Origin of the sequence: uncultured Clostridium sp. (assembly GCF_963527835.1) — a bacterium.
Taxonomy (GTDB): Bacteria; Bacillota; Clostridia; order Clostridiales; family Clostridiaceae; genus Clostridium.
The window spans coordinates 1-20152 of the sequence record NZ_CAURTC010000013.1 but is presented as its reverse complement, the minus strand read 5'-3'; the positions used below and the strand labels follow the sequence as shown (position 1 = coordinate 20152).

Below are 20152 nucleotides of genomic sequence, written 5' to 3'. Positions count from 1 at the left end.
ATTATATTTTAAACTTCACTTTATTTGAGAGTATCTTTTATATCTGATATTATTAGCTCTTCTGTTAAATGATAACGCTCATATAATTCTTCTAACGGTACACTATCAGTAAATTCTTTTGAAGCTCCAAAATTTAATACTTTCATATCTTTATCTCCATAAAATCTTGAAATCTTTTCACCAAATCCACCATCAAGAATTCCATCTTCTAATGTTATTACTAACTTATGATTTTCTAGTAACTGAGTTAGTAAACTTTTATCTATTCCACTTATAAATCTTGGATTAATTAACGTAGCATTTATTCCTGTTGTTTCTTTTAATCTTTTTTGTACTTTCTCGCCAAGATGATAGAAACTTCCAAGACCAATTATTGCTACTTCACTTCCATCTTTAACTTTCTCATAAGTGTTCAAGTTATCAAAGTTAGGTTCAACTTTAATTCCTTTCGATACTACAGTCATATTTGGAACACGTATTGCAACAGGATATTTATCTTGTTCTATTCCCCATTCCATCATAGCAATATATTCTTCTTTATTAGCTGGTGCAAGATATACTATATTAGGAATATTAGATATTAACGGTATATCAAATACTCCAAGATGCGTTACATCTCCACCACTTATTCCTCCACCATGAACCATAATAAGTGCAGGATTATTATTTATAGCAAGATCCTGAGATAATTGATCATAAGTTCTTTGTATGAATGAACTTACAAAAGATGCAACAGGCTTACCTCCTTGTGATGCTATACCTGATGCAAGTGCTATAGCATGTTCCTCTGCTATTCCAACATCTATAAATTGATCTTTAAATTCATGTCTAAATGAACTTAAACCTACTGAAGCTGGAGTAGCTGCTGTTATTGCTACAATGCTACTATCTTTTCTTGCCTTTTGTGATAAAATTTCTCCTGCAATATTTCCATATGTTTCACTAGCATTTTTAACTAAAGATTCTTTAGTTTCTAAGTTAAATGGCATTACCCAATGAAAAGCTTCTTTGTTTTCCATTGCATCTTCATATCCTTTTCCTTTAACTGTATGTATATGAACTACCACTGGATGATCTATATCTTTAACTTTTGAAAATGTTTCAATTAATGATTCAATATCATTTCCATCTTTAACATAATGATAATCAAATCCTAAAGATTTAAAGAAATTGTTTTCTGCTTTTCCGTAAGTTTTACGAAGCAAAGCTAAATTTTGATAAAGTCCACCATAGTTTTCTGCTATAGACATATCATTATCATTTACAAGTATTATTATATTTTTTCCTGATGCAGATGCATTATTTAAGCCTTCATAAGCTTCTCCTCCACTTAAAGATCCATCACCTATAACAGCTATAATGTTTTCTGTATCTCCCTTTACATCACGTGCTTTTGCTAGGCCACATGCTAAACTAATTGAAGTTGATGTATGCCCTACTGTAAAGAAATCATGTTTACTTTCATTTTGTGAAGTATATCCTGTAACACTTTTATATTCATCTGGATTTATAAATGCATTTTTTCTTCCAGTTAAAATTTTATGTGTATATGATTGATGTGAAACATCATAAACTATCTTATCTATTGGTGAGTTAAATACATAATGAAGTGCTATTGTTGCTTCAACCATACCTAAGTTTGGTCCAAAGTGTCCACCTGTCTTGCTTACTCTTGTTATTAAACTTTCTCTTATTTCACTAGATAATAATTTTAATTCCTCATTATTAAATCCTTTTAAGTCTTTTGGCTCATTAATTTTATTTAAAATATTCAATGACATATTAATGCCTCCTAATTTTTTAAGTTTTAAAGCAGTAATGCTTGCTATGTTGATTAGTATAAAGCTTAGAGCTAACTCTAAGTCAATAGATAATTTCTAATAATTATTTTTTCTAACTTTTGCTTTACTTATAGTTAACTCTAATGGGTATAATATAATATCACTTATTTTTAGGAGGTAACACAATGCCATATACTATTAAAGAAGTAGCTCAAAAATATAATTTATCTGTTCATACTCTTCGCTATTATGAAAAAGAAGGTTTACTTCCATTTATTGAACGTAATAAACAGGGTAATAGAATTTTTAGTGATAAGGACTTAGAATGGCTTAATATAATATGTTGTTTAAAAAATACTAATATGCCTATAGCTAAAATCAAAGAATATGTTGATTTATGCATAGAAGGCCCTGAAACTATTTGTAAACGTGAGGATATACTTTTAAAACATAAGAAATATATAGAAAATGAGATAGAAAATTTCAATTCATATCTTAGAGTTGTAGATAACAAAATAAATCATTATATTAAAGAACAAAAATCTATAATTTGTAAATAAACTTAAAGATTTTCTCTAAATATAATTTAAATGTTAAAATTCAAAAGATAGTCTAGCTATTAATTTAGTCATTAAATTCATCTATAAAAATCCACGATAATAGTAACAAAGTATTATCATGGATTTTATAGTTTATGGGATAATTCACCAATATACATAGTTTAAGATTATCTGTAAAACATTATTATTATCCTTAAAATAAAATTTACTTAATAGATTTAATTTCATCTAAGTTTGAACTACAAAGTACCACAAGGTTATTGGTTATCTTTTCTTCAGACCAATCCCACCATTTCAATACTAATAAATACTCAATTAATTCATTATTAAATCTCATCTTAGCTTTATCTGTATAAACTTTTTATATTTAAAATTTCTTCTGAAATCCCCTTATATTGCTGCATTAGTTTTCTTTTCATAATTGCCATACATTAACCATGCAACTATTGAAAAGATTATTGGTCCAGCTACGCTCCAGATTGTTGTTTTTATATCTCCTTCTATAGCTGGCTGTATTATAGAAAATAAATTAGCGAATCCTACTGTTAATACAACTATCCAAGTCCAAAAGTTTGCACTTATTTGAGTTTTATAAACTATGAATGGTTTATTAATTTCAGTTTTCTTCTTAAAATATGGAAATGCAATAGCTATAAACATATATGGCAATGTCATAGCTACATTAGTCATAGAAACAAGTATATTGAAAAATATAGTCATTGAACTTCCACCAAAAGATACTAGTGCTATCATTAAGCAAACTATAATAGCTTGAATCCACATAGCATTTATAGGTAAGCCCTTTTTAGTTTCTCCAATTTTTCCAGGCCATAATTTACTTGGTGTACCTTCAATTAATTGCTTCAATGGTGAATACATAAGTGTAAAAAATGCTCCAGATAATGCTAAAAACATTGAAAGTCCAACATATCTAGCAACACCATTTCCTAACATTGTAGCTGTACTCTCACTAGCTCCAAATGCTGTGCCAAGTGAATATCCTAAATTAGACATAACTATATAACTTGCATTTCCTAAATTAACATCCCTAATCCCCATCACATTCTCCCAGTTAGTAAATATTCCTATGAAGAATATTCCTATTGAGTATCCTATTGATATTATAGCTGCTGAAATAATAATTCCTTTAGGAAAATTTTTTTCCGGATTTTCAGTTTCGTCAACTAATCCCCCCACTGCTTCTATTCCTCCATAAGCAAATAAAGCATATACAACAAATGCTAATGAAACAATTATATTTCCAGTATACTTAGGATGTGGAGTTTGTATAAATGACTTAAGGCCTTCAATTGGTTGATTTAATTGACCATGATTTCCAATAAATACTGCTATTGCTCCAATCCAAAGAAATATGTTCAATAATAAAACTGCCGTTCCACCTAATGAAGTTACTTTCTTTATCTTATCTAATCCTTTTGTTGATGTATAAGTTACTATTAATATCCATACAATTCCTAATACGCCTAAAACTTGCGACCCTTTAAGACCAAGCAAAGTCCAGTTTTGTGTTGTATCTTTTCCAAAAATAGCATTTGATACTGGAATCCACATACTAGATGCAACATTAACCATCCAAGTTATATAAGCAAAATACCACATAAATGTTCCTATAAATGCGAATTTGGCTCCAATAGATTTGTTCATCCATGAATATATTCCACCTTTTTCATCCTTAAAAGCAGATCCAAATTCAGCTACCATTAATGCAAATGGAACAAAGAAGGTTATTGCTGAAAATATATACCAAGGAATAGCCGCATAGCCCATTTTATAAAATGATCTTGGAATGTTGTTAAATCCATAAACAGATGTAAAAATCATTAATGTCAAAGGTATCAATGTTAATTTTTTTGTTGATTTTGAGCTTAACTTCATTTTTCCTCCTTATTTTAAATTTGTTAAATCTTCTCTTTCACATTTCTATACTGTTGTTTTATTTCAATTACAACAACAGTATTTTTTCCATATCACATTATTTTTATGTATTAACACTAACAACTAAATTGTACAGCATAAAGCGGATACAACTAGAAGCAAGAATTAAATCAATTTTGCGACATATTTTTACCTATAAAAAAATAACAAACTTATCCAATATGAAGGGATTATGAATTATTTATTTTTGATTATATAGATGAAACGAATGAAAAACTCAGAAAATTTATTAATCTAAATAAGAATACCCTAATATATTTCGCTTTATAAAAACTCAATAATAAATTTTATAATAAAAAAACACACTTATACAGTGTGTTTTTTTATTATAATTGATATAAAGTATAACCTGTTAATGCTGTCTCTACATTTCTGTGGCAGACTTTTTATAGAAGGCGTATGCTATGTCATGAAATTCGCATAATGGTTTTATAACTATTCCATGGATTCCATAACACTTTTAACAAGTTCATCCATATCTATAATATTATCTTCTTTCATTGAAGACATAAGTGTAACTTTGTCTTCTAGAATTGTCATTTCTTTCATCTTATCTAGAAATTCATGCATCAATGTTCCAGATTTACATGCCCATGATCCATTTTCAACAATTGCAAAAGTTCTCTTTTGAAGATTAAGAGCCTTCATATCCATAAGATAATTATGCATAGGTGGATAAATACCAAGGTTATAGGTTACAGATGCTAAAACAACATGACTTACCCTAAATGTTTCAGAAATCAACTCAGATACATGAGTACTTGAAACATCATACATAACTACGTTTTTCATGCCTTTTTCCACGAATTTAGTGGCTAAAGATGTAGCTGCACTCTCAGTGTTACCATACATTGAAGCATAAACTATCATTACTGCTTTTTCCTCTGGTTCATATCTACTCCACTTATCATACTTATCAATAAAATATCCAATATTTGTACGCCAAACTGGACCATGTAGTGGACAAATCATTTTGATATCAATTCCGCTGGCTTTTTTTAATAATGCCTGAACATGTGGGCCATACTTACCAACAATATTTGTATAATATCGTCTAGCTTCATCAATCCAATCATGCTCAAAGTCAACCTCATCATTAAATAGCTTACCATCTAATGCCCCAAAACTTCCAAAAGCATCAGCTGAGAAAAGAACGCCATTTGTAGTGTCAAATGTAACCATAGCTTCTGGCCAATGTACCATTGGTGCAGCTATGAATGTTACTACATGTTTACCAAATGATTTTGTATCTCCTTCTTTTACTATTTCTTCTTTACCATCAATATCAAATCCAAATTGTCTCATTAAAAGAAATGCCTTCTCAGTACTTATAATCTTAACATTAGGATAACGTAACAATATCTCCTCAATTGATGCACCGTGATCAGGTTCCATATGATTTATAACTAAATAATCTAATTCTCTTCCATTAAGAACATGTTGTATATTTTCTATAAATTGTCTGCTTATTGACCAATCTACGGTATCAAATAATACAGTTTTTTCATCTAATAATAAATATGAGTTATATGAGACTCCTCTTGGAATTGGATGAATATTTTCAAAAAGAGCTAGACGCTTGTCATTACCTCCTACCCAGTAAAGATCTTCATTTACTTTTCTAACACAAAACATAATTTACTCCTCCTTCTTTTACTACAAAACATTTTAATTCACTACTATATTTTACCATAAAATTAGATCTCTATAAACATATCTTTCTCTTCACCACAATCAGGGCATATCCATTCTTCTGGAAGGTCTTTAAATAAAGTTCCAGAGAATACTTCATTTTCTTCATCACCCACACCTGGATCATATTCATAGCCACAACCATTGCAAACATATCTCTTCCAATTAGGAACAGTCTTTTTAGGAATACTTCTCTTCATTTTCTTCATAGGAGGAGCTTCTTTTTTTGGTTCTCCATTATCTAAAGCGGATGTTAGTAACGGCATTATTTCTAGTACATCTCCAACAATACCATAATCAGCATTCTTAAATATTGCAGCATTAGGATTATTATTAATAGCAACTATAGTAGTAGCATCCTTTATTCCCTTCAGGTGTTGTCCAGCTCCTGATATACCGCAGGCAATATAAAGGTTGCCATTAAATTTTTGTCCTGACATACCTACATAACGATTTAAAGGTAAATATTTTAAAGTCTCAGCTACAGGACGTGATGACCCAATAGCAGCACCAGCTTGTACAGCTAAAGCTTTGGCTAGTTCCATATTTTTTTCTTCACCAATTCCTTTTCCTACGCTAACAACACGATCTGCCTTAGAAATTGGAGTGTTTATATCAATACCAACAGTAAAGTCATAACCATCTTTTTTTAATGCTTCTACAAGCTTAGAAACTCTTTCTTCTGCTGTACCATCTTTCATAATTACTTTCTTACGGGCACCAGTCGCTGGTTCACGAGTTAAAGATCTTCTATCATTTTTAGGCATTTTCCCAATTATATGAGATGCAATTACTATTCTTTGAATTTCATTTGTTCCCTCATAAATAGTACAAATTTTAGCATCACGATAAGCTCTTTCTACATCCATTCCCTTAAGATAACCATTTCCCCCAAAAATTTGTAATGCATCATTTACAACTTCTAAACATATTTCTGAAGCATACTGTTTAGCCATAGCAGCTTCCATGGAATAAGATTCATGATTTTCTTTAAGTTCAGCAGCACTATAAACTAATAATCTTGCTGCTCTTATCTTGGTTGCCATATCAGCTAATTTGAAAGAAATTATTTGTTGTTGAGCGATAGGTTTTCCAAACTGAATCCTTTCCTTTGAATATTCCAAAGCATTTTCATAAGCCCCTTGTGCTATTCCTAGTGCTTGAGAAGCAATACCAATACGCCCACCATCTAAGGTTTCCATAGCTATCCTAAAGCCTTGACCTTCTTTACCCAACAAGTTTTCTTTAGGTACCTTAACATTATTAAATATTAACTCTGCAGTTGAAGATGAACGAATTCCCAGCTTATCGTAATGATCACCGAAAGTAAATCCTTCCCATCCTTTTTCAACTATAAAAGCACTTATACCTTTAACTCCTATATCTGGTGTTGTTACAGCAAATACAACATATATATCAGCTTTATCTGCATTAGTTATGAAAATCTTTCCACCATTTAAAAGATAATAATCTCCTTCTAGCACAGCTGTAGTCTCAGTTCCACCAGCATCACTACCAGCATTAGGTTCAGTTAAACCAAAAGCACCAATCTTTTTACCCTTTGCTAAAGGAATCATGTATTTTTGCTTTTGTTCTTCAGTTCCATATGCGGAAATTGGATACGTTCCTAAAGAAACATGTGCAGATAAAATTACACCTGTACCACCATCTACTCTAGAAAGTTCTTCAACAGCAATGGCATAACTAAGTACATCTAAACCTTTACCACCATACTTTTTAGAGTATGGTGTACCTAATACTCCCATTTTAGCTAATTTTTCGATTGCTTCAGTTGGAAATTTACTTTCCTTGTCTAGCATAAATGCTAGTGGTTTTACCTCTGTCTCTGCAAATTCTCTAATTTTTGCACGAAAAGTTTCGTGTTGTTCAGTAGTCTTAAATAACATAATGCTGCCTCCTTTAATTTTTCGTTTTATTTTAATTTCTATAAGTTATAATATTAAAAATTTATAAAGATATACATTTTTTAATTTTAAAAACACACTAATACTAATAATACAAGTTGAGTACTTAAACTGTGTATATAGTTTTTCATGTTCTTATAATGAATTATATAATTTTTCCTCTTCTGTAATAATTATTATTATAGAACATTTAATATTGTTTGTCAATTATTTCCGTAAATGAATTTTATTTCATAAATAAACTAAATTAAACTATTCTTCTTAAGATATTATTAGAAATAATCTAATTATATTACATAGAAAAAAGAATAATAAGAATGTCTTCATTTAACAATCTTATTACTCTTTTATAAATAATGTTATCTTCATAAATTTTAGTTCAATAAATTTTCATCATACATTTCATTATTTTTGGGTAAAAATACTTTAAAGCAGCTTCCATGTTCTAAATCACTTGTGGCCTCTACTCTGCCACCATGTGCCAAAACTATAGCTTTAACAATTGTAAGACCTATACCTGCTCCACCAGTTTTCCTATTTCTAGATTTTTCTGTTCTATAGAATCTTTCAAATATAAGCGATAATTCTTCTTCTGGAATTCCAATCCCATCATCTTCAACTACAATTATAACTTCTATATCATTTTCTATTATTTTTACGCTTATCCTTCCATCATTTGTAGTATATTTTATTGCATTACATATTAAGTTTAGAATAACTTGAGTAATTCTATCCTTATCTAATAAAATATAAGTATCATTTCCTTCTAAATTGAATTTTAAATTTTTATTTTTTAATTCAAATGCAAAATTATCTTGTATTGTAGAAATAATTTCTTTAACATTTACTACAGTTTTATTCAATTTCAAATTATCACTTTCTACCCTAGCAAGACTCTCTAGGTGTTTTACTAGATTAATTATACGATTTATTTCTTCATAACAACTACTTAACCTTTCTTCTGTTGGCATCCAAATCCCTTCTATCATAGCTTCTAAATGTGTAGAAAGTGTTGTTAATGGAGTACGTAACTCATGAGCAACATCTGCTGTAAGCTGTTTTCTAAACTTTTCCTGATTATTCAAATCACCTGCAAGCTGATTAATTGAAGTTACAAGTTCATCTAATTCTCTGGTTTTCGTTTTCCCCCCAAAATAAATCTCATACTCCCCTTGAGAAATTTGTTTTGCAATATCAATTGTTTTTGTTATCGGTCTAGTTATATGTTTTGCCAATAAAAAGCCAATAATAATTGAGAAAATCAATGAAAAAATCCCACTTCCTATTAAAATCATATTTAATTTGCTTAAAAAATCAAAATCATCTTTATTAAAAAAGTAGGGTCCATAATAATTAATAGTAACGCTTCCTATTATTTTATTATTTAAAATTAAATCAAAGTTTTGTACTGAAAATTTTCCATTACTATTAGGATATTTAGATTTCATATTTTCTGAAATATCACTCATTATTTCAGAGCATAAATTTGTATCATCAGTTTCTGCATCCCATACAATATCATTATTCTTATCAAAAACTTTAATAATATAACCATCATATAGTGCTGACATACCAATTGTATGTATAGATGATATGTCCCATTTATTTTCTTTCCCGTAATACTTGTTACTTATACTCTGTGTAATTTCTTTGGCCTTTTGCTTTTGCTGATTAGACCTATATTCCTTAAATTGTTGATTTATTAAAATATTAGATAAAAAACTTATTAATGCAACAGTAATAAGTGAAACTAATGCAATTCTGAGTGATAACTGCATTTTTAAACTTTTTTTCTGCATTTTTTTATTCTCCTCCAAATTTATATCCCTTTCCATGTATCGTAATAATATAAACTGGCATTTTGGGATTATCCTCTATTTTGTGCCTAAGATTTTTAATATGGCTATCAATTGCTCTGTCAAATCCTAAGAAATCCTCTCCTAATGCAAAGCGTATTAATTCATCTCGTGTAAATACTTTTCCAGGATACTTAATTAATACTGACAAAATCTTCATTTCAGTTGGAGTCAAATTGATTATATTTTGCTTCTTTTTAATAATATTCTGTTCAAAATCTACTATTAAATCTCCATTATGAAATGAATTTTTTATAAAAAGAGGTACTAAATCATCACTAGCTCTTCTAAGTACAGTTTCTATTTTTGCATTTAATACTTTTAAGCTAAAAGGCTTAGTAATATAATCATCGGCACCTATTTTTAGTCCTTCTAATAAATCATTTTCTTCAACTTTAGCTGTCAGCATTATAACTGGAACTCGTGATTTTTTTCTTATTGTTTTACAAATATCTTTACCTGAAATATCAGGAAGCATAAGATCTAATACAATAAGTGAAATATTTTCTTTCTTGAATATTTCTAATGCATCCATTCCATTTTCTGCTGTGAATACATTAAATCCTCTACTTTCTAATAATGAAACTACTACTTCTAATATCTTAATTTCATCATCTACAACAAGAATGTTTTTTTCACTACTATAATCCATTTTAATTATTCCTCCCACTATCTCATGTCTAAAATATTATGATATCATTTTATTTCTTAACAAATGCATTATAACATTTTCTCAATTCTAATATAATATCCTATAAAGTAGAATAAGGTCTAATATGAATAAAATTTTTTTCATTTACTCATGTTAGATCTTATTTTTTCTTATAGTAGAATTATTTTTATATAATATCGTATCCTTGATTGTCTATCTCACACTTTATTTTATCTAACATAACTTTTTTACTATTGTACTTAACACTTACTGTGCCATCTTTTTGACTTACTAATACACTAGTTACTCCCTCTAAATCCCCTACACATTTTTTAATTGCACTTTCACAGTGTGAGCACGACATTCCTTCAACTTTTTCTAGTTATATCCATTTATTCTTCCTAAAATTCATTCTTCCAATTTTCAAAAATAACCTTATATTCATCTAAGAATTCCTTTGAAATTGTAATATTTTCTTCATCAACAGTTTTGTCACTGCCTGTAATGGGAACTGGATTACATCCATTTCTATTTACTTCTACCTCACTTGTTGCAAACTTATTACCACAATTTTGACATACTAGCTTATCACCGTTTTGCACATAATATCCTCTTCCTGAACTATAGCAAATCTGACAAGTATTAAACGCTGTTCTTATTGACCCATCTGGAGCTTTTACAGCTAAAATCTCCAAATTTGTTCCATTAACATCAATTGGATAAAACGTTGCTTTTGCACTAATCTCTTCTATTGGAATAACAAGCTTTCCAGTCTCAGATAAAATTACAGTTTCTTTCTTATTAGGTTCTGATATATTATTATTTAAACTTGAATTTCCATTTGTATTATTATTAGTACCTAAATCAGTATTTCCAACTATATTAATATCTGAGTTTGAATATCCCTCCTTGTTAATAAATGTAAAAATTCCAAATCCCAAAACTATAATACTTACAACAATAACCATTATAGTTTTATTATTATTGTTTTTCTTATTTATATTTTTCTTATTCATCTAATTTCTCCTTTTTATAAATATATTTCATTTTTAGTGACATCCATATGCTCTATTATAGTTTTCTTGTATATTATAATCGGAACTATAATCTTCCTGTATGTTAGATTTAGAATTATAAGGTGATTGTCCATTTCCAAATATGTTAGAACAATTTCTAAACATAAAGATATCAATCACAAAAATAATTCCTACAACTATTAACAAAACTATAATGATTGTCTTTTTACTAAACTTAAACTTTGAAGTTTTATTTTCTTCATTCATAATAGTGAACCTCCTAAGCTTCCATTTATTTTAATAAACCTTAATACTATTTCGTATCATTCCCATCCAACAGCTATAGGAAAAAGTTCCTGTTTTTTCTGGTATAAATTCAATTACATTTTCACCAAACTGTAATTTTTTCTCTATTCCATACTCTGAAATTTGAATTTTATTATTGCATCCATTTAAAGTTCCACGTTCAACATTTATTATCCATTTTACTGGAATGCCCTTTTTTACACTTATAGTTTCATAACTCCCAGATGATAAATTAGTTTTTACAATCTGAGCTCCATCTTCTATTAGTGCTTGATTTACAGTATTTCCTGATGATAAATTCAATGTTGAAAATCCTGATAAGCTTAATCCGCTATTAAGCATTGAAATTCCTAAAACTATAACTAAAACTGCCCCTACTTTCATTACTTTTCCTGTAAATTTCTTGCTTAATATGGAACTAAGTGCACCTAGCCCAAACATTAATGGAACAGTTCCAAGGCTGAATATGAACATTGAAAAAGCACCTTTTATTAGACTTCCCGTTGATAAAGCATATAATTGCATTGCTTGTAGTGGTCCACAAGGCATTAGTCCATTTAGAAGCCCTACATATAAGGGACTATTGCTCTTTTTTTCTGAATACATTTTTTCTTTAAAAATTTTTGGCATTCTTGGATTAAATTTTCGAAGCCATGGAAATATATTAAGCATATTTAATCCCATTATCACCATAAATACGCCTGCCGAAACTTGTATAATTCCTTTACCATTTCCAGAGAGGCTTACAACAGAACCAACTGACCCAACAATTCCCCCTACAATTGTGTAGGAAATCACTCTACCAAGATTATATAGAGCACTGGGTCTTAAAGTTGAAGTGTGTTTGCAATTTGAATTCTTATTTTGCTTTTCAGTAAGTGAAATACATTGTGATAAATTAATCCCGCCACACATGGCAATACAATGAACTGATGTCACTAAACCTATTATAAATAACATTCTATATTCCATATCTTCTCTTGCTTCTTGAAATGAATTAAATAGATTATTTAAACCAAAATACTGCAATAACTTGTATATTGCTAAAATGACTATAAGTATTCCAAATATCTTTTTATTTTCAATGTGACCTTTTAAATTCTTCCTGTCTTTAATTACCTTATAATCAAGCTTTTCTATAATGTTTTTAATGTCATTGATTGAAATAATATCTGAATCATATCTTATCTTAGCAATACCTTTGTTATAGCTTACATTCACTTTTTGTATTCCAGCTACACATGATAACTTTCTCTGTATTTTATTCTCACAATTTACGCATGTCATTCCATCAATTATTAATTCCATTGTTTTAATGTTTATTTGCAAATATTCTCCTCCCTTCTTTTTTGTAATTTTTAAATTTGTTATATTTATTCTTTTTATCTATTTATTCTATTGGCTCTATCTTTTCTTTTTCATCTTTTGAACAACTACCATGCCCATCCTTGTTTTTTAATAAACCAAGCATCATAAGTCCCATCATAATTGGACAAATAAGCGGTGCTAAAAATTGAATAAACCTAGATATTCCTGAATTACTGCTTAAAAGTGGCACCATAGCAACTAGCACTATTGGAAGCAAACAGCAGGCTCCCATCATCCCAATGAATTTTAAAGGTCCTTTTTTCTCTGACTTATCTTTTTTACAACAATTCATTTAAACATCTCCTTATAAATTTTTAATATTTTAGAATAATTTCTACATAAGTTTTATTTAATATTAAATAAAACTTATGTAGAAATTATGTAGAAGTATAGAAATATTTAATATCTATAAGTTCTAATTAAATTAATTTATTTTATTTTCTACTTTATCAGGTTTAATAAATTTTATTTATTGAAGTCAACCTATTTAACGAATTATATTTATTAGAACTTATATTCCTGTTACTAAATATCCTATAAAATAAAAAGAAACTGACACCATAAAATAGCTCCAGTTTCTTTTAAATTACAACCTATATTAAAATTTTTTCTTGTAAATTAACTTACATACTTATGTTTATTATTGTTCTCCATTATGCTACATATATTTTATGTGCATATATTTGAATTTCTAATAAAAATCTAAATATATTACAATATTCATATTTTGTTAAACTATAAATAAAAAAATCTAATTGATTTGAAATATAATTTCTTAAATCCATTAGCTCTTTCTTGCTATACTTATAATTTGTTATTTATATTCTATTATTCATTATCACTTGACCTATCTTCCTCATCTTTTGGTAAAATCAAATTTAAAAATATAGCTACTAATGTAGTAACAACTATTGAAGATCTTCCAAAAATTGATATAAACCAAGCCGGAAATAAAGCTAATGAATCTGGAACTTGTACTATTCCTACACCTAAAGCAATTGATAATCCTACAATAGCAGTATTTCTAGCTGTAAGTTTAACTGATGAAATCATCTTAATTCCAGTCATTGTAATAGTTGCAAATACTGATAGTGTAGCTCCCCCAAGTACACACTGTGGAATACTTGTTAGTATTGATGCAAATTTAGGTACTATTCCTGATATTATAATAACTATTGAAGCAAATACAAATACACTTCTATTTATAACTTTGTTCATCGTTACTATGCCAACATTTTGACTAAATGTTGCAGTAGGCATACCTCCAAAAAACGCACCAACAATGCTACTAATACCATTACCAATTATTCCGCCTGAAAGTTCTTCATCTGTAGGAACTCTATTCATTCCTCCCCCAGTAGTAGCTGAAAAATCTCCTATTGCTTGAACTGAATTTACAATATGCATTATAACCATAGATATAATTGCTGTAGCATTAAAGCTCATTCCAAAATGCATAAATCGAGGTACTTGCATCCACCCTGCTGTTTGAACATCTGTAAAAGAAACCATTCCAAAGCATAAAGCAACAATATAACCAACAATAATTCCGACTAATATAGATGCAAGCTTTAATGATCCTTTAGTGAAATAATTTAAAAATATTACTACACATAAAGTTATAAGTGCAATCCCCCAATTTTGAGGTGAACCAAAAGTTGAACTTCCTGCTCCACCAGCTATATATTTAATAGCAACTGAATATAATGATAAACCTATTGAGAATATAACTGTTCCTGTTACTATTAATGGGAAGAATTTAACCAACTTTTTAACAAATATTCCAAAAATAACGGCCACTATTCCTCCAATTACTTGTGCTCCCAAAATTGTTGCAATATTAAATTCACCAGCTATCGCTATTAATGTTGGTACATAAGCAAAACTTGTTCCTACAATTATAGGTAATCTTGAACCTATTACTCTAAATATAGGGAAAAGTTGAATTAAAGTTGCTATCCCTGCGAAAAATAATGATGATTGAACAAGTAGAATTTTATCTTCTGAGCTTAAACCACATACACCTGCTACTATTATAGCTGGAGTAACACACCCAATAATCATAGCCACAACATGTTGTAATCCTAACGGAACTATTTCTTTCAAATTTGGTCTACCTTCAAATTGAAAAAGTAAAGACTTCTCATTTGATTCCATAAAAAACTCCCCCTTGTGCTAAAACTTTGTTATACGTTTACAATGATTCCTATAACTATTATTAAGCAATACTTATGCCAATTAAAATTCTTATTTTCATCTCTTTTTTTACTTTATAATAATTAAATTCATTTTATCTTCTAAAAAAATCTAAAAAATTATCACTTTGATAATTTTTTCTCATTTTAATAATATTTTTTTCTTTTTATTTCTCTGCTTTTCATCTATTCTCTGTTATTTAATTTATCATTTTAATAAATTAAATCAAAAATTGGCAATATAACTAAAAACTCAATACATAATTTATTATAAGTTGACAAATAAATATAAAATCTTGAATCTCATATTTTTCTGCTAATGTACAAACAAAATTAATTTTATCTTCGTCACCGTTATGCTTTTCTAAATAACATTTTTTATTATTTAAAGCTTGTTTATAAAATAAAAAATCCACGACAAAAATGTTGTGGATTTCATTTTTTCATAATACACTGCTTTTAATATCTCTTGGATTTTTATTTAATTGTGAATTAAGGTGTTATGATTACAACAAATACCACAACTACAGCGTGTATCACCGAATTTTAAGTCGTAGGCTTCTGAAAGTTCTACATTCACTGTAATAACTTTTTTTGCAAAATCTGATTGTTCCTTCGGTACTTCTAAGAGTGCATCTGCCTTGGCTTGTGTGTCTATAATTTCACCAACTGGAACATATCTATTTGCAGGAATCCTAACCCCACCCGTTATTATTGCCCCAGTGTCAATATAACATTTATCCTCTACTATGGCATTGAATATAATTGCATTAAATCCAACAAATGTATTATCACCTACAATAGACGGTCCATGAATTAATGCTCCATGAGCTATACTTACTTTATTTCCAATATATATTGAATATGATCTTCTGTTTACACAGTATTTAGCATCTTTTAGTCCATGAAATATTACTCCGTCTTGTATATTAGAATTACAACCTATATGAAATGGTGTTCCCTCATCTGCTCTTAGCACTACATTACAGCCTACAAACACATTCTTTTCTATCCTTATATCACCTATTACACTTGAGAATGGTCCTATAAATGCACTTTTATCTATTTGAGGATATATACTTATAGGGTTAAATGAAGTAGGTGGATTTTCTCCAATAAAGTAAGCATATACATTTGTTGGTCCTATTGGTTTATAATCTTTTTTTGTACTCTTATCCATTATAAATTCTCCTTAAGCTTAATATTACATTATATTAAGTTTAAGATCAGTTCGTTAATCATTTTATACAATAAATAACATTTATATGCTCTACCTTTACTCCGCCTAGATCTATTTCCATTCAAAATTTCCATTTTCATATTTTCTTTTACTATTTGACTGGTGAACACTTTTTTATAAGTGTCCGTCTATATGTAACAGTCCCTTATACTTGATTCTTTTATAACAATTTTTCTATTGTGGTATTAACATATATCTTAAAATAAATAATGCTGCTAAAATATACATAAGAGGATGAACCTCTTTTCTTTTACCTGCAACCAACTTAACTATTGGATAAGTAATTATACCCCAAGCTATTCCATTAGCTATTGAGTAGCTAAAAGGCATCATAACTATAGTAAAGAAAGCTGGTATAGCTTCATCTAGTGTTGAGAAATCAACCTCTTTTATTGTTTGAATCATTAAAATACCTATAAGAATTAAAACTGGTGCAGTAGCTTGTGCAGGTATTATCCCAACTAAACCAGAAAAGAATAAAGTTAAAGCTGTAAATATACTTACCACTACAGCTGTTAAACCTGACCTACCACCCTCTGCAATTCCAGCAGTTGATTCAATATACACTGAAATAGTAGGAAGTCCAAAACATGCGCTAAGAGCAGTTGAGAAGGAATCTACTATAAGAGCTTTGTTCATATTTTTAGGTGTTCCATTTTCATCTATCATATTTGCCTTCTGTGAAGTACCTACCAAAGTTCCTATAGTATCAAACATATCCACTAATGAAAATGTTAAAATAACCATTACCACAGCTGTTATTGCGCCTACAGCCCCAGCCCCATTATGAGATATAAGACCACTAAAGTCCATCTTCATAAATGTTGGTGCCAAAGATGGAGGAAGTGAGAATATTTTTACATTATTTAAATTTGTTATACCCATAGGGATTCCAATAAGAGTAGTTGCAACCATGCCAATAATCATGTATCCCTTAACATTTCTTACCATTAAAATTAACATTATGACCATTCCTATAATAGTAAGTAAAACTCCATTTTGAGTAAAGTCTCCAAATTGCATTAAAGTTCCTGGATTTGCTATCACTATTCCCCCATTTTTAAGTCCTATCAAAGCTATGAATAGTCCTATACCAGAAGTCATTGCAATTTTTAAATTTTGAGGCAAAGAGTTTACTATTAACTTTCTTAAAGATGTTACTGTACATATTATGAATACAATACCTGATATAAATACAGCTGCCACCGCTTGTTGCCAGGTAAATCCCATAGTTAAACATACTCCATAAGTGAAGAAGGCTACAAGCCCCATACCTGGTCCTAGCACATATGGAAGATTAGTATACAAACCCATAAATAATGTAGTTATGGTAAAAATAACACAAGTAGCTGTAAATATAGCACCTACTACAGGGTCATTTATTATACTTAAATTATTAGCTGCATCTCCCAAGGCTCCTTGAGAATTCATACCAGCGCCCTTAAGAATATTGGGAATAACTAATATGGCGTAGGCTATAGTTACAAAACTTGTTATTCCAGCTAAAATTTCTGTTTTAGTTGTTGTTCCATTTTCCTTTAACTTAAATAGTTTTTCGAGAATTCCTTTATTATTCATACTCTCCTCCTAAAAATAAATATAAAAAAGCTACCATTGGATATAGGTAAATCCAATGGTAGCTACAATTTCTAAATTTATATGGAATATTATATAGCAAAAACGGATTAACCCATAGCTAAGAAGTTTACGGCTTCTTGTAGAAACTCTTTGCCCAATTGCAAAAATTATATGGATATCATTAAATTATAAGTTTATTATAACATGGAATTTTCTAAATGTAACGGTATTATCCCCTACTATTCAACAAATTTATATTTTATTTTAAATGTATTAAATACTTTTCCACTATATTGAGATTTTGAAAAAGTTATTATGCTATCATTTATTTCTTCAACTACAGCTACATGACCATATGGATTATTTCCATAACCTCCCCACACTGCTATTGCCCCTAACTTAGGAGTTTTTCCATATGGATATGCTTTCTCATTTATATTATATTCCTTGAGGATAATAAAATAAGTTATATGGATCATATTTTTCTTTTACAGTTTTTAACCAAGATACATTATTACCAAAATAATTATATAAATAATTAGGTATATTAATATCGCAATAGTTAAGATATCCAAAGCCTGCATATGGAAGTAAGGATTTTCTTAAACTATTTACCCATCTAATTATATCATTAGCATATATACTATACTCAGGAATCCATTCGGCATCAATTTGTACTAATACTTTAGCACCTCTATGAGGATAAGCACTAGGTAAACATTCATTTTCTGCAATCTTTCCGCCCAATAGGAGGAATCCAATTTCTATAGGTGGTTGTATAGATGGTGAATTATCTAAATAGTCAAACATTATTTGACAAGGTACTTTTCCTAATGACTTATATGCCAATAATCCTGTAGTCTTAAATCCTTTTGGTGTAGACACAAAATCTGGACGCTCCTGTACAGATTCCTTAAAACTAATACGCTTTGCTGTATAATTCATTTTGTTAAGAACTTTTAATAAAACGCTTAAAGCTTTTTCCATTTCTTTTTCTGTGCTTCTTAAGCCTACTCCATATAGCTCAATAGTATCTTTAGTCATATAAGCCTTAATCGTATACCTATTATCTAAGTGTTCCCCTACCTTTTGAAATGCCTGAATTACTTCATATCTACTCTTTTTAGGCCACTCAGCAGTTATTACTGTTACTTTATCGATGGGATGTACTTTAAAAGTAAGTGACACTACTACTCCAAAATTATTACTACCTGCTCCCCTTAATGCAGCAAATAAATCTTGATTTTGATATGAATTAGCAGTTATTATCCTCCCAAAAGCATCTACTATTTGTGCTTCTACTAAATTATCGCATGCTAATCCATATTCCCTTTGTAAATAGCCAACCCCTCCGCCCAATGTAATTCCAGAAACACCAACAGATCCACAACTTCCTCCAACAAATGCAAATCCATGTTTAGCTACCTTAGGATAAAGTTGTTCTTGCTTATATCCTGCCCCTATTCTTACATAACCTTCGTTAGTATCTATTTCAAAATCAAGTAAATTAGAAACATCTATCACAACAACATCATTTCCCACAGAAAATGATTCATAGTTATGACCACCACTTCTACAACGTATATTTAATCCTTGTTTTCTTGCCCAATTTACTGCATTAACTACATCTGTTATATTATTAGGATATACAATTACCTTTGGATAGTAACTAAAATATAAATTTGCATCTCTACGAACAATATTATAACTTTTATCTGCTTCAGTTATAATAAGTCCTGTTAACCCCTCTGTCATATTGATTTCCTCCAACCTTATTAACATATATTATAATATTATATGTAATGTTATAATATATGTTAATAACTTAGGGTTTGAGTCAAGTAAAAATTGGCAACTATATTTTATATTTTTTTATCCATCATCAATATTACCTTCTCTAAATAGTTTTAATTACTATTTCTATCCGCTAAAATTATACTCTAACATTATGCTCAAAAAAGAGGATTCAAATTTTAAAATGGACCCTATGTCAAGGACATTTAAAAAGAGGATTAAGCAGCTAAAAG

19 protein-coding genes and 1 riboswitch are annotated in these 20152 nt (G+C 29.2%); of the genes, 1 reads left to right on the top strand and 18 read right to left on the bottom strand.

What is annotated here, in order from left to right; all coding sequences use genetic code 11:
• Positions 1-20: 20 nt before the first annotated feature.
• Complete coding sequence (locus tag RYM86_RS08440) at positions 21-1781, bottom strand: 1-deoxy-D-xylulose-5-phosphate synthase (protein ID WP_315079545.1); 1761 nt, start codon at positions 1779-1781, stop codon at positions 21-23.
• A 185-nt stretch (positions 1782-1966) separates the two neighbouring features.
• Between RYM86_RS08440 and RYM86_RS08435 the strand changes: the two genes are divergently transcribed.
• Complete coding sequence (locus RYM86_RS08435; RefSeq protein WP_315079544.1) at positions 1967-2341, top strand: MerR family transcriptional regulator; 375 nt, start codon at positions 1967-1969, stop codon at positions 2339-2341.
• Between the two features lie 205 nt (positions 2342-2546).
• Here the strand turns inward: RYM86_RS08435 and RYM86_RS08430 are convergent, their stop codons facing one another.
• The 17 genes from RYM86_RS08430 to RYM86_RS08350 form a co-directional block, all read right to left on the bottom strand.
• Complete coding sequence (locus RYM86_RS08430; protein ID WP_315079542.1) at positions 2547-2678, bottom strand: hypothetical protein; 132 nt, start codon at positions 2676-2678, stop codon at positions 2547-2549.
• A 53-nt stretch (positions 2679-2731) separates the two neighbouring features.
• Positions 2732-4237, bottom strand: a complete 1506-nt coding sequence (gene yjeM, locus RYM86_RS08425; RefSeq protein WP_315079540.1) for a glutamate/gamma-aminobutyrate family transporter YjeM — start codon at positions 4235-4237, stop codon at positions 2732-2734.
• Between the two features lie 495 nt (positions 4238-4732).
• Positions 4733-5932, bottom strand: coding sequence for an FprA family A-type flavoprotein (locus RYM86_RS08420; RefSeq protein WP_315079538.1), 1200 nt, complete (start codon positions 5930-5932; stop codon positions 4733-4735).
• A 62-nt stretch (positions 5933-5994) separates the two neighbouring features.
• Positions 5995-7896 carry an acyl-CoA dehydrogenase family protein gene (locus RYM86_RS08415; RefSeq protein ID WP_315079537.1) on the bottom strand — a complete coding sequence of 634 codons (1902 nt, stop codon included), beginning with the start codon at positions 7894-7896 and terminating at the stop codon, positions 5995-5997.
• Positions 7897-8288: 392 nt separating this feature from the next.
• On the bottom strand, positions 8289-9713 hold the full coding sequence (locus RYM86_RS08410; protein WP_315079536.1) for a HAMP domain-containing sensor histidine kinase: 1425 nt from the start codon (positions 9711-9713) through the stop codon (positions 8289-8291).
• Positions 9714-9717: 4 nt separating this feature from the next.
• Entirely contained in the window at positions 9718-10422 is a 705-nt protein-coding gene (locus RYM86_RS08405; protein ID WP_315079535.1) for a response regulator transcription factor, read from the bottom strand.
• 187 nt (positions 10423-10609) lie between these two features.
• Complete coding sequence (locus tag RYM86_RS08400; RefSeq protein WP_315079534.1) at positions 10610-10786, bottom strand: cation transporter; 177 nt, start codon at positions 10784-10786, stop codon at positions 10610-10612.
• A 37-nt stretch (positions 10787-10823) separates the two neighbouring features.
• Positions 10824-11438 carry a DUF2318 domain-containing protein gene (locus RYM86_RS08395; protein ID WP_315079532.1) on the bottom strand — a complete coding sequence of 205 codons (615 nt, stop codon included), beginning with the start codon at positions 11436-11438 and terminating at the stop codon, positions 10824-10826.
• Between the two features lie 33 nt (positions 11439-11471).
• Positions 11472-11705: a hypothetical protein gene (locus tag RYM86_RS08390; RefSeq protein ID WP_315079531.1), complete on the bottom strand. Its 234-nt coding sequence runs from the start codon at positions 11703-11705 to the stop codon at positions 11472-11474.
• Positions 11706-11735: 30 nt separating this feature from the next.
• Positions 11736-13073, bottom strand: coding sequence for a sulfite exporter TauE/SafE family protein (locus RYM86_RS08385; RefSeq protein WP_315079529.1), 1338 nt, complete (start codon positions 13071-13073; stop codon positions 11736-11738).
• Between the two features lie 61 nt (positions 13074-13134).
• Positions 13135-13404 carry a hypothetical protein gene (locus RYM86_RS08380; protein ID WP_315079527.1) on the bottom strand — a complete coding sequence of 90 codons (270 nt, stop codon included), beginning with the start codon at positions 13402-13404 and terminating at the stop codon, positions 13135-13137.
• Between the two features lie 536 nt (positions 13405-13940).
• On the bottom strand, positions 13941-15269 hold the full coding sequence (locus tag RYM86_RS08375) for a nucleobase:cation symporter-2 family protein (RefSeq protein WP_315079526.1): 1329 nt from the start codon (positions 15267-15269) through the stop codon (positions 13941-13943).
• Between the two features lie 283 nt (positions 15270-15552).
• Complete coding sequence (locus RYM86_RS08370; RefSeq protein WP_315079525.1) at positions 15553-15723, bottom strand: hypothetical protein; 171 nt, start codon at positions 15721-15723, stop codon at positions 15553-15555.
• 65 nt (positions 15724-15788) lie between these two features.
• On the bottom strand, positions 15789-16487 hold the full coding sequence (locus tag RYM86_RS08365) for a DapH/DapD/GlmU-related protein (RefSeq protein WP_315079523.1): 699 nt from the start codon (positions 16485-16487) through the stop codon (positions 15789-15791).
• Positions 16488-16721: 234 nt separating this feature from the next.
• A complete protein-coding gene (locus RYM86_RS08360) occupies positions 16722-18125 on the bottom strand; it encodes an NCS2 family permease (RefSeq protein ID WP_315079522.1) in 1404 nt (467 codons plus the stop codon).
• 95 nt (positions 18126-18220) lie between these two features.
• Positions 18221-18320: riboswitch (purine riboswitch) on the bottom strand.
• 44 nt (positions 18321-18364) lie between these two features.
• Positions 18365-18604: a CHAP domain-containing protein gene (locus RYM86_RS08355; protein WP_315079521.1), complete on the bottom strand. Its 240-nt coding sequence runs from the start codon at positions 18602-18604 to the stop codon at positions 18365-18367.
• The gene (locus tag RYM86_RS08350; protein WP_315079517.1) at positions 18564-19880 is read right to left on the bottom strand and encodes an FAD-binding oxidoreductase; all 1317 of its coding nucleotides are present in this window, start codon (positions 19878-19880) and stop codon (positions 18564-18566) included. The genes RYM86_RS08355 and RYM86_RS08350 overlap by 41 nt, the downstream gene beginning before the upstream one ends.
• Positions 19881-20152 lie beyond the last annotated feature (272 nt).

Coding starts and splice junctions, on each gene's coding strand:
- RYM86_RS08405 (WP_315079535.1), bottom strand. CDS start 10,422: ATGGATTATAGTAGTGAAAAAAACATTCTTGTTGTAGATGATGAAATT.
- RYM86_RS08360 (WP_315079522.1), bottom strand. CDS start 18,125: ATGAATAATAAAGGAATTCTCGAAAAACTATTTAAGTTAAAGGAAAAT.
- yjeM (WP_315079540.1), bottom strand. CDS start 4,237: ATGAAGTTAAGCTCAAAATCAACAAAAAAATTAACATTGATACCTTTG.
- RYM86_RS08355 (WP_315079521.1), bottom strand. CDS start 18,604: ATGATCCATATAACTTATTTTATTATCCTCAAGGAATATAATATAAAT.
- RYM86_RS08395 (WP_315079532.1), bottom strand. CDS start 11,438: ATGAATAAGAAAAATATAAATAAGAAAAACAATAATAATAAAACTATA.
- RYM86_RS08420 (WP_315079538.1), bottom strand. CDS start 5,932: ATGTTTTGTGTTAGAAAAGTAAATGAAGATCTTTACTGGGTAGGAGGT.
- RYM86_RS08365 (WP_315079523.1), bottom strand. CDS start 16,487: ATGGATAAGAGTACAAAAAAAGATTATAAACCAATAGGACCAACAAAT.
- RYM86_RS08430 (WP_315079542.1), bottom strand. CDS start 2,678: ATGAGATTTAATAATGAATTAATTGAGTATTTATTAGTATTGAAATGG.
- RYM86_RS08415 (WP_315079537.1), bottom strand. CDS start 7,896: ATGTTATTTAAGACTACTGAACAACACGAAACTTTTCGTGCAAAAATT.
- RYM86_RS08350 (WP_315079517.1), bottom strand. CDS start 19,880: ATGACAGAGGGGTTAACAGGACTTATTATAACTGAAGCAGATAAAAGT.
- RYM86_RS08410 (WP_315079536.1), bottom strand. CDS start 9,713: ATGCAGAAAAAAAGTTTAAAAATGCAGTTATCACTCAGAATTGCATTA.
- RYM86_RS08375 (WP_315079526.1), bottom strand. CDS start 15,269: ATGGAATCAAATGAGAAGTCTTTACTTTTTCAATTTGAAGGTAGACCA.
- RYM86_RS08435 (WP_315079544.1), top strand. CDS start 1,967: ATGCCATATACTATTAAAGAAGTAGCTCAAAAATATAATTTATCTGTT.
- RYM86_RS08400 (WP_315079534.1), bottom strand. CDS start 10,786: ATGTCGTGCTCACACTGTGAAAGTGCAATTAAAAAATGTGTAGGGGAT.
- RYM86_RS08440 (WP_315079545.1), bottom strand. CDS start 1,781: ATGTCATTGAATATTTTAAATAAAATTAATGAGCCAAAAGACTTAAAA.
- RYM86_RS08390 (WP_315079531.1), bottom strand. CDS start 11,705: ATGAATGAAGAAAATAAAACTTCAAAGTTTAAGTTTAGTAAAAAGACA.
- RYM86_RS08380 (WP_315079527.1), bottom strand. CDS start 13,404: ATGAATTGTTGTAAAAAAGATAAGTCAGAGAAAAAAGGACCTTTAAAA.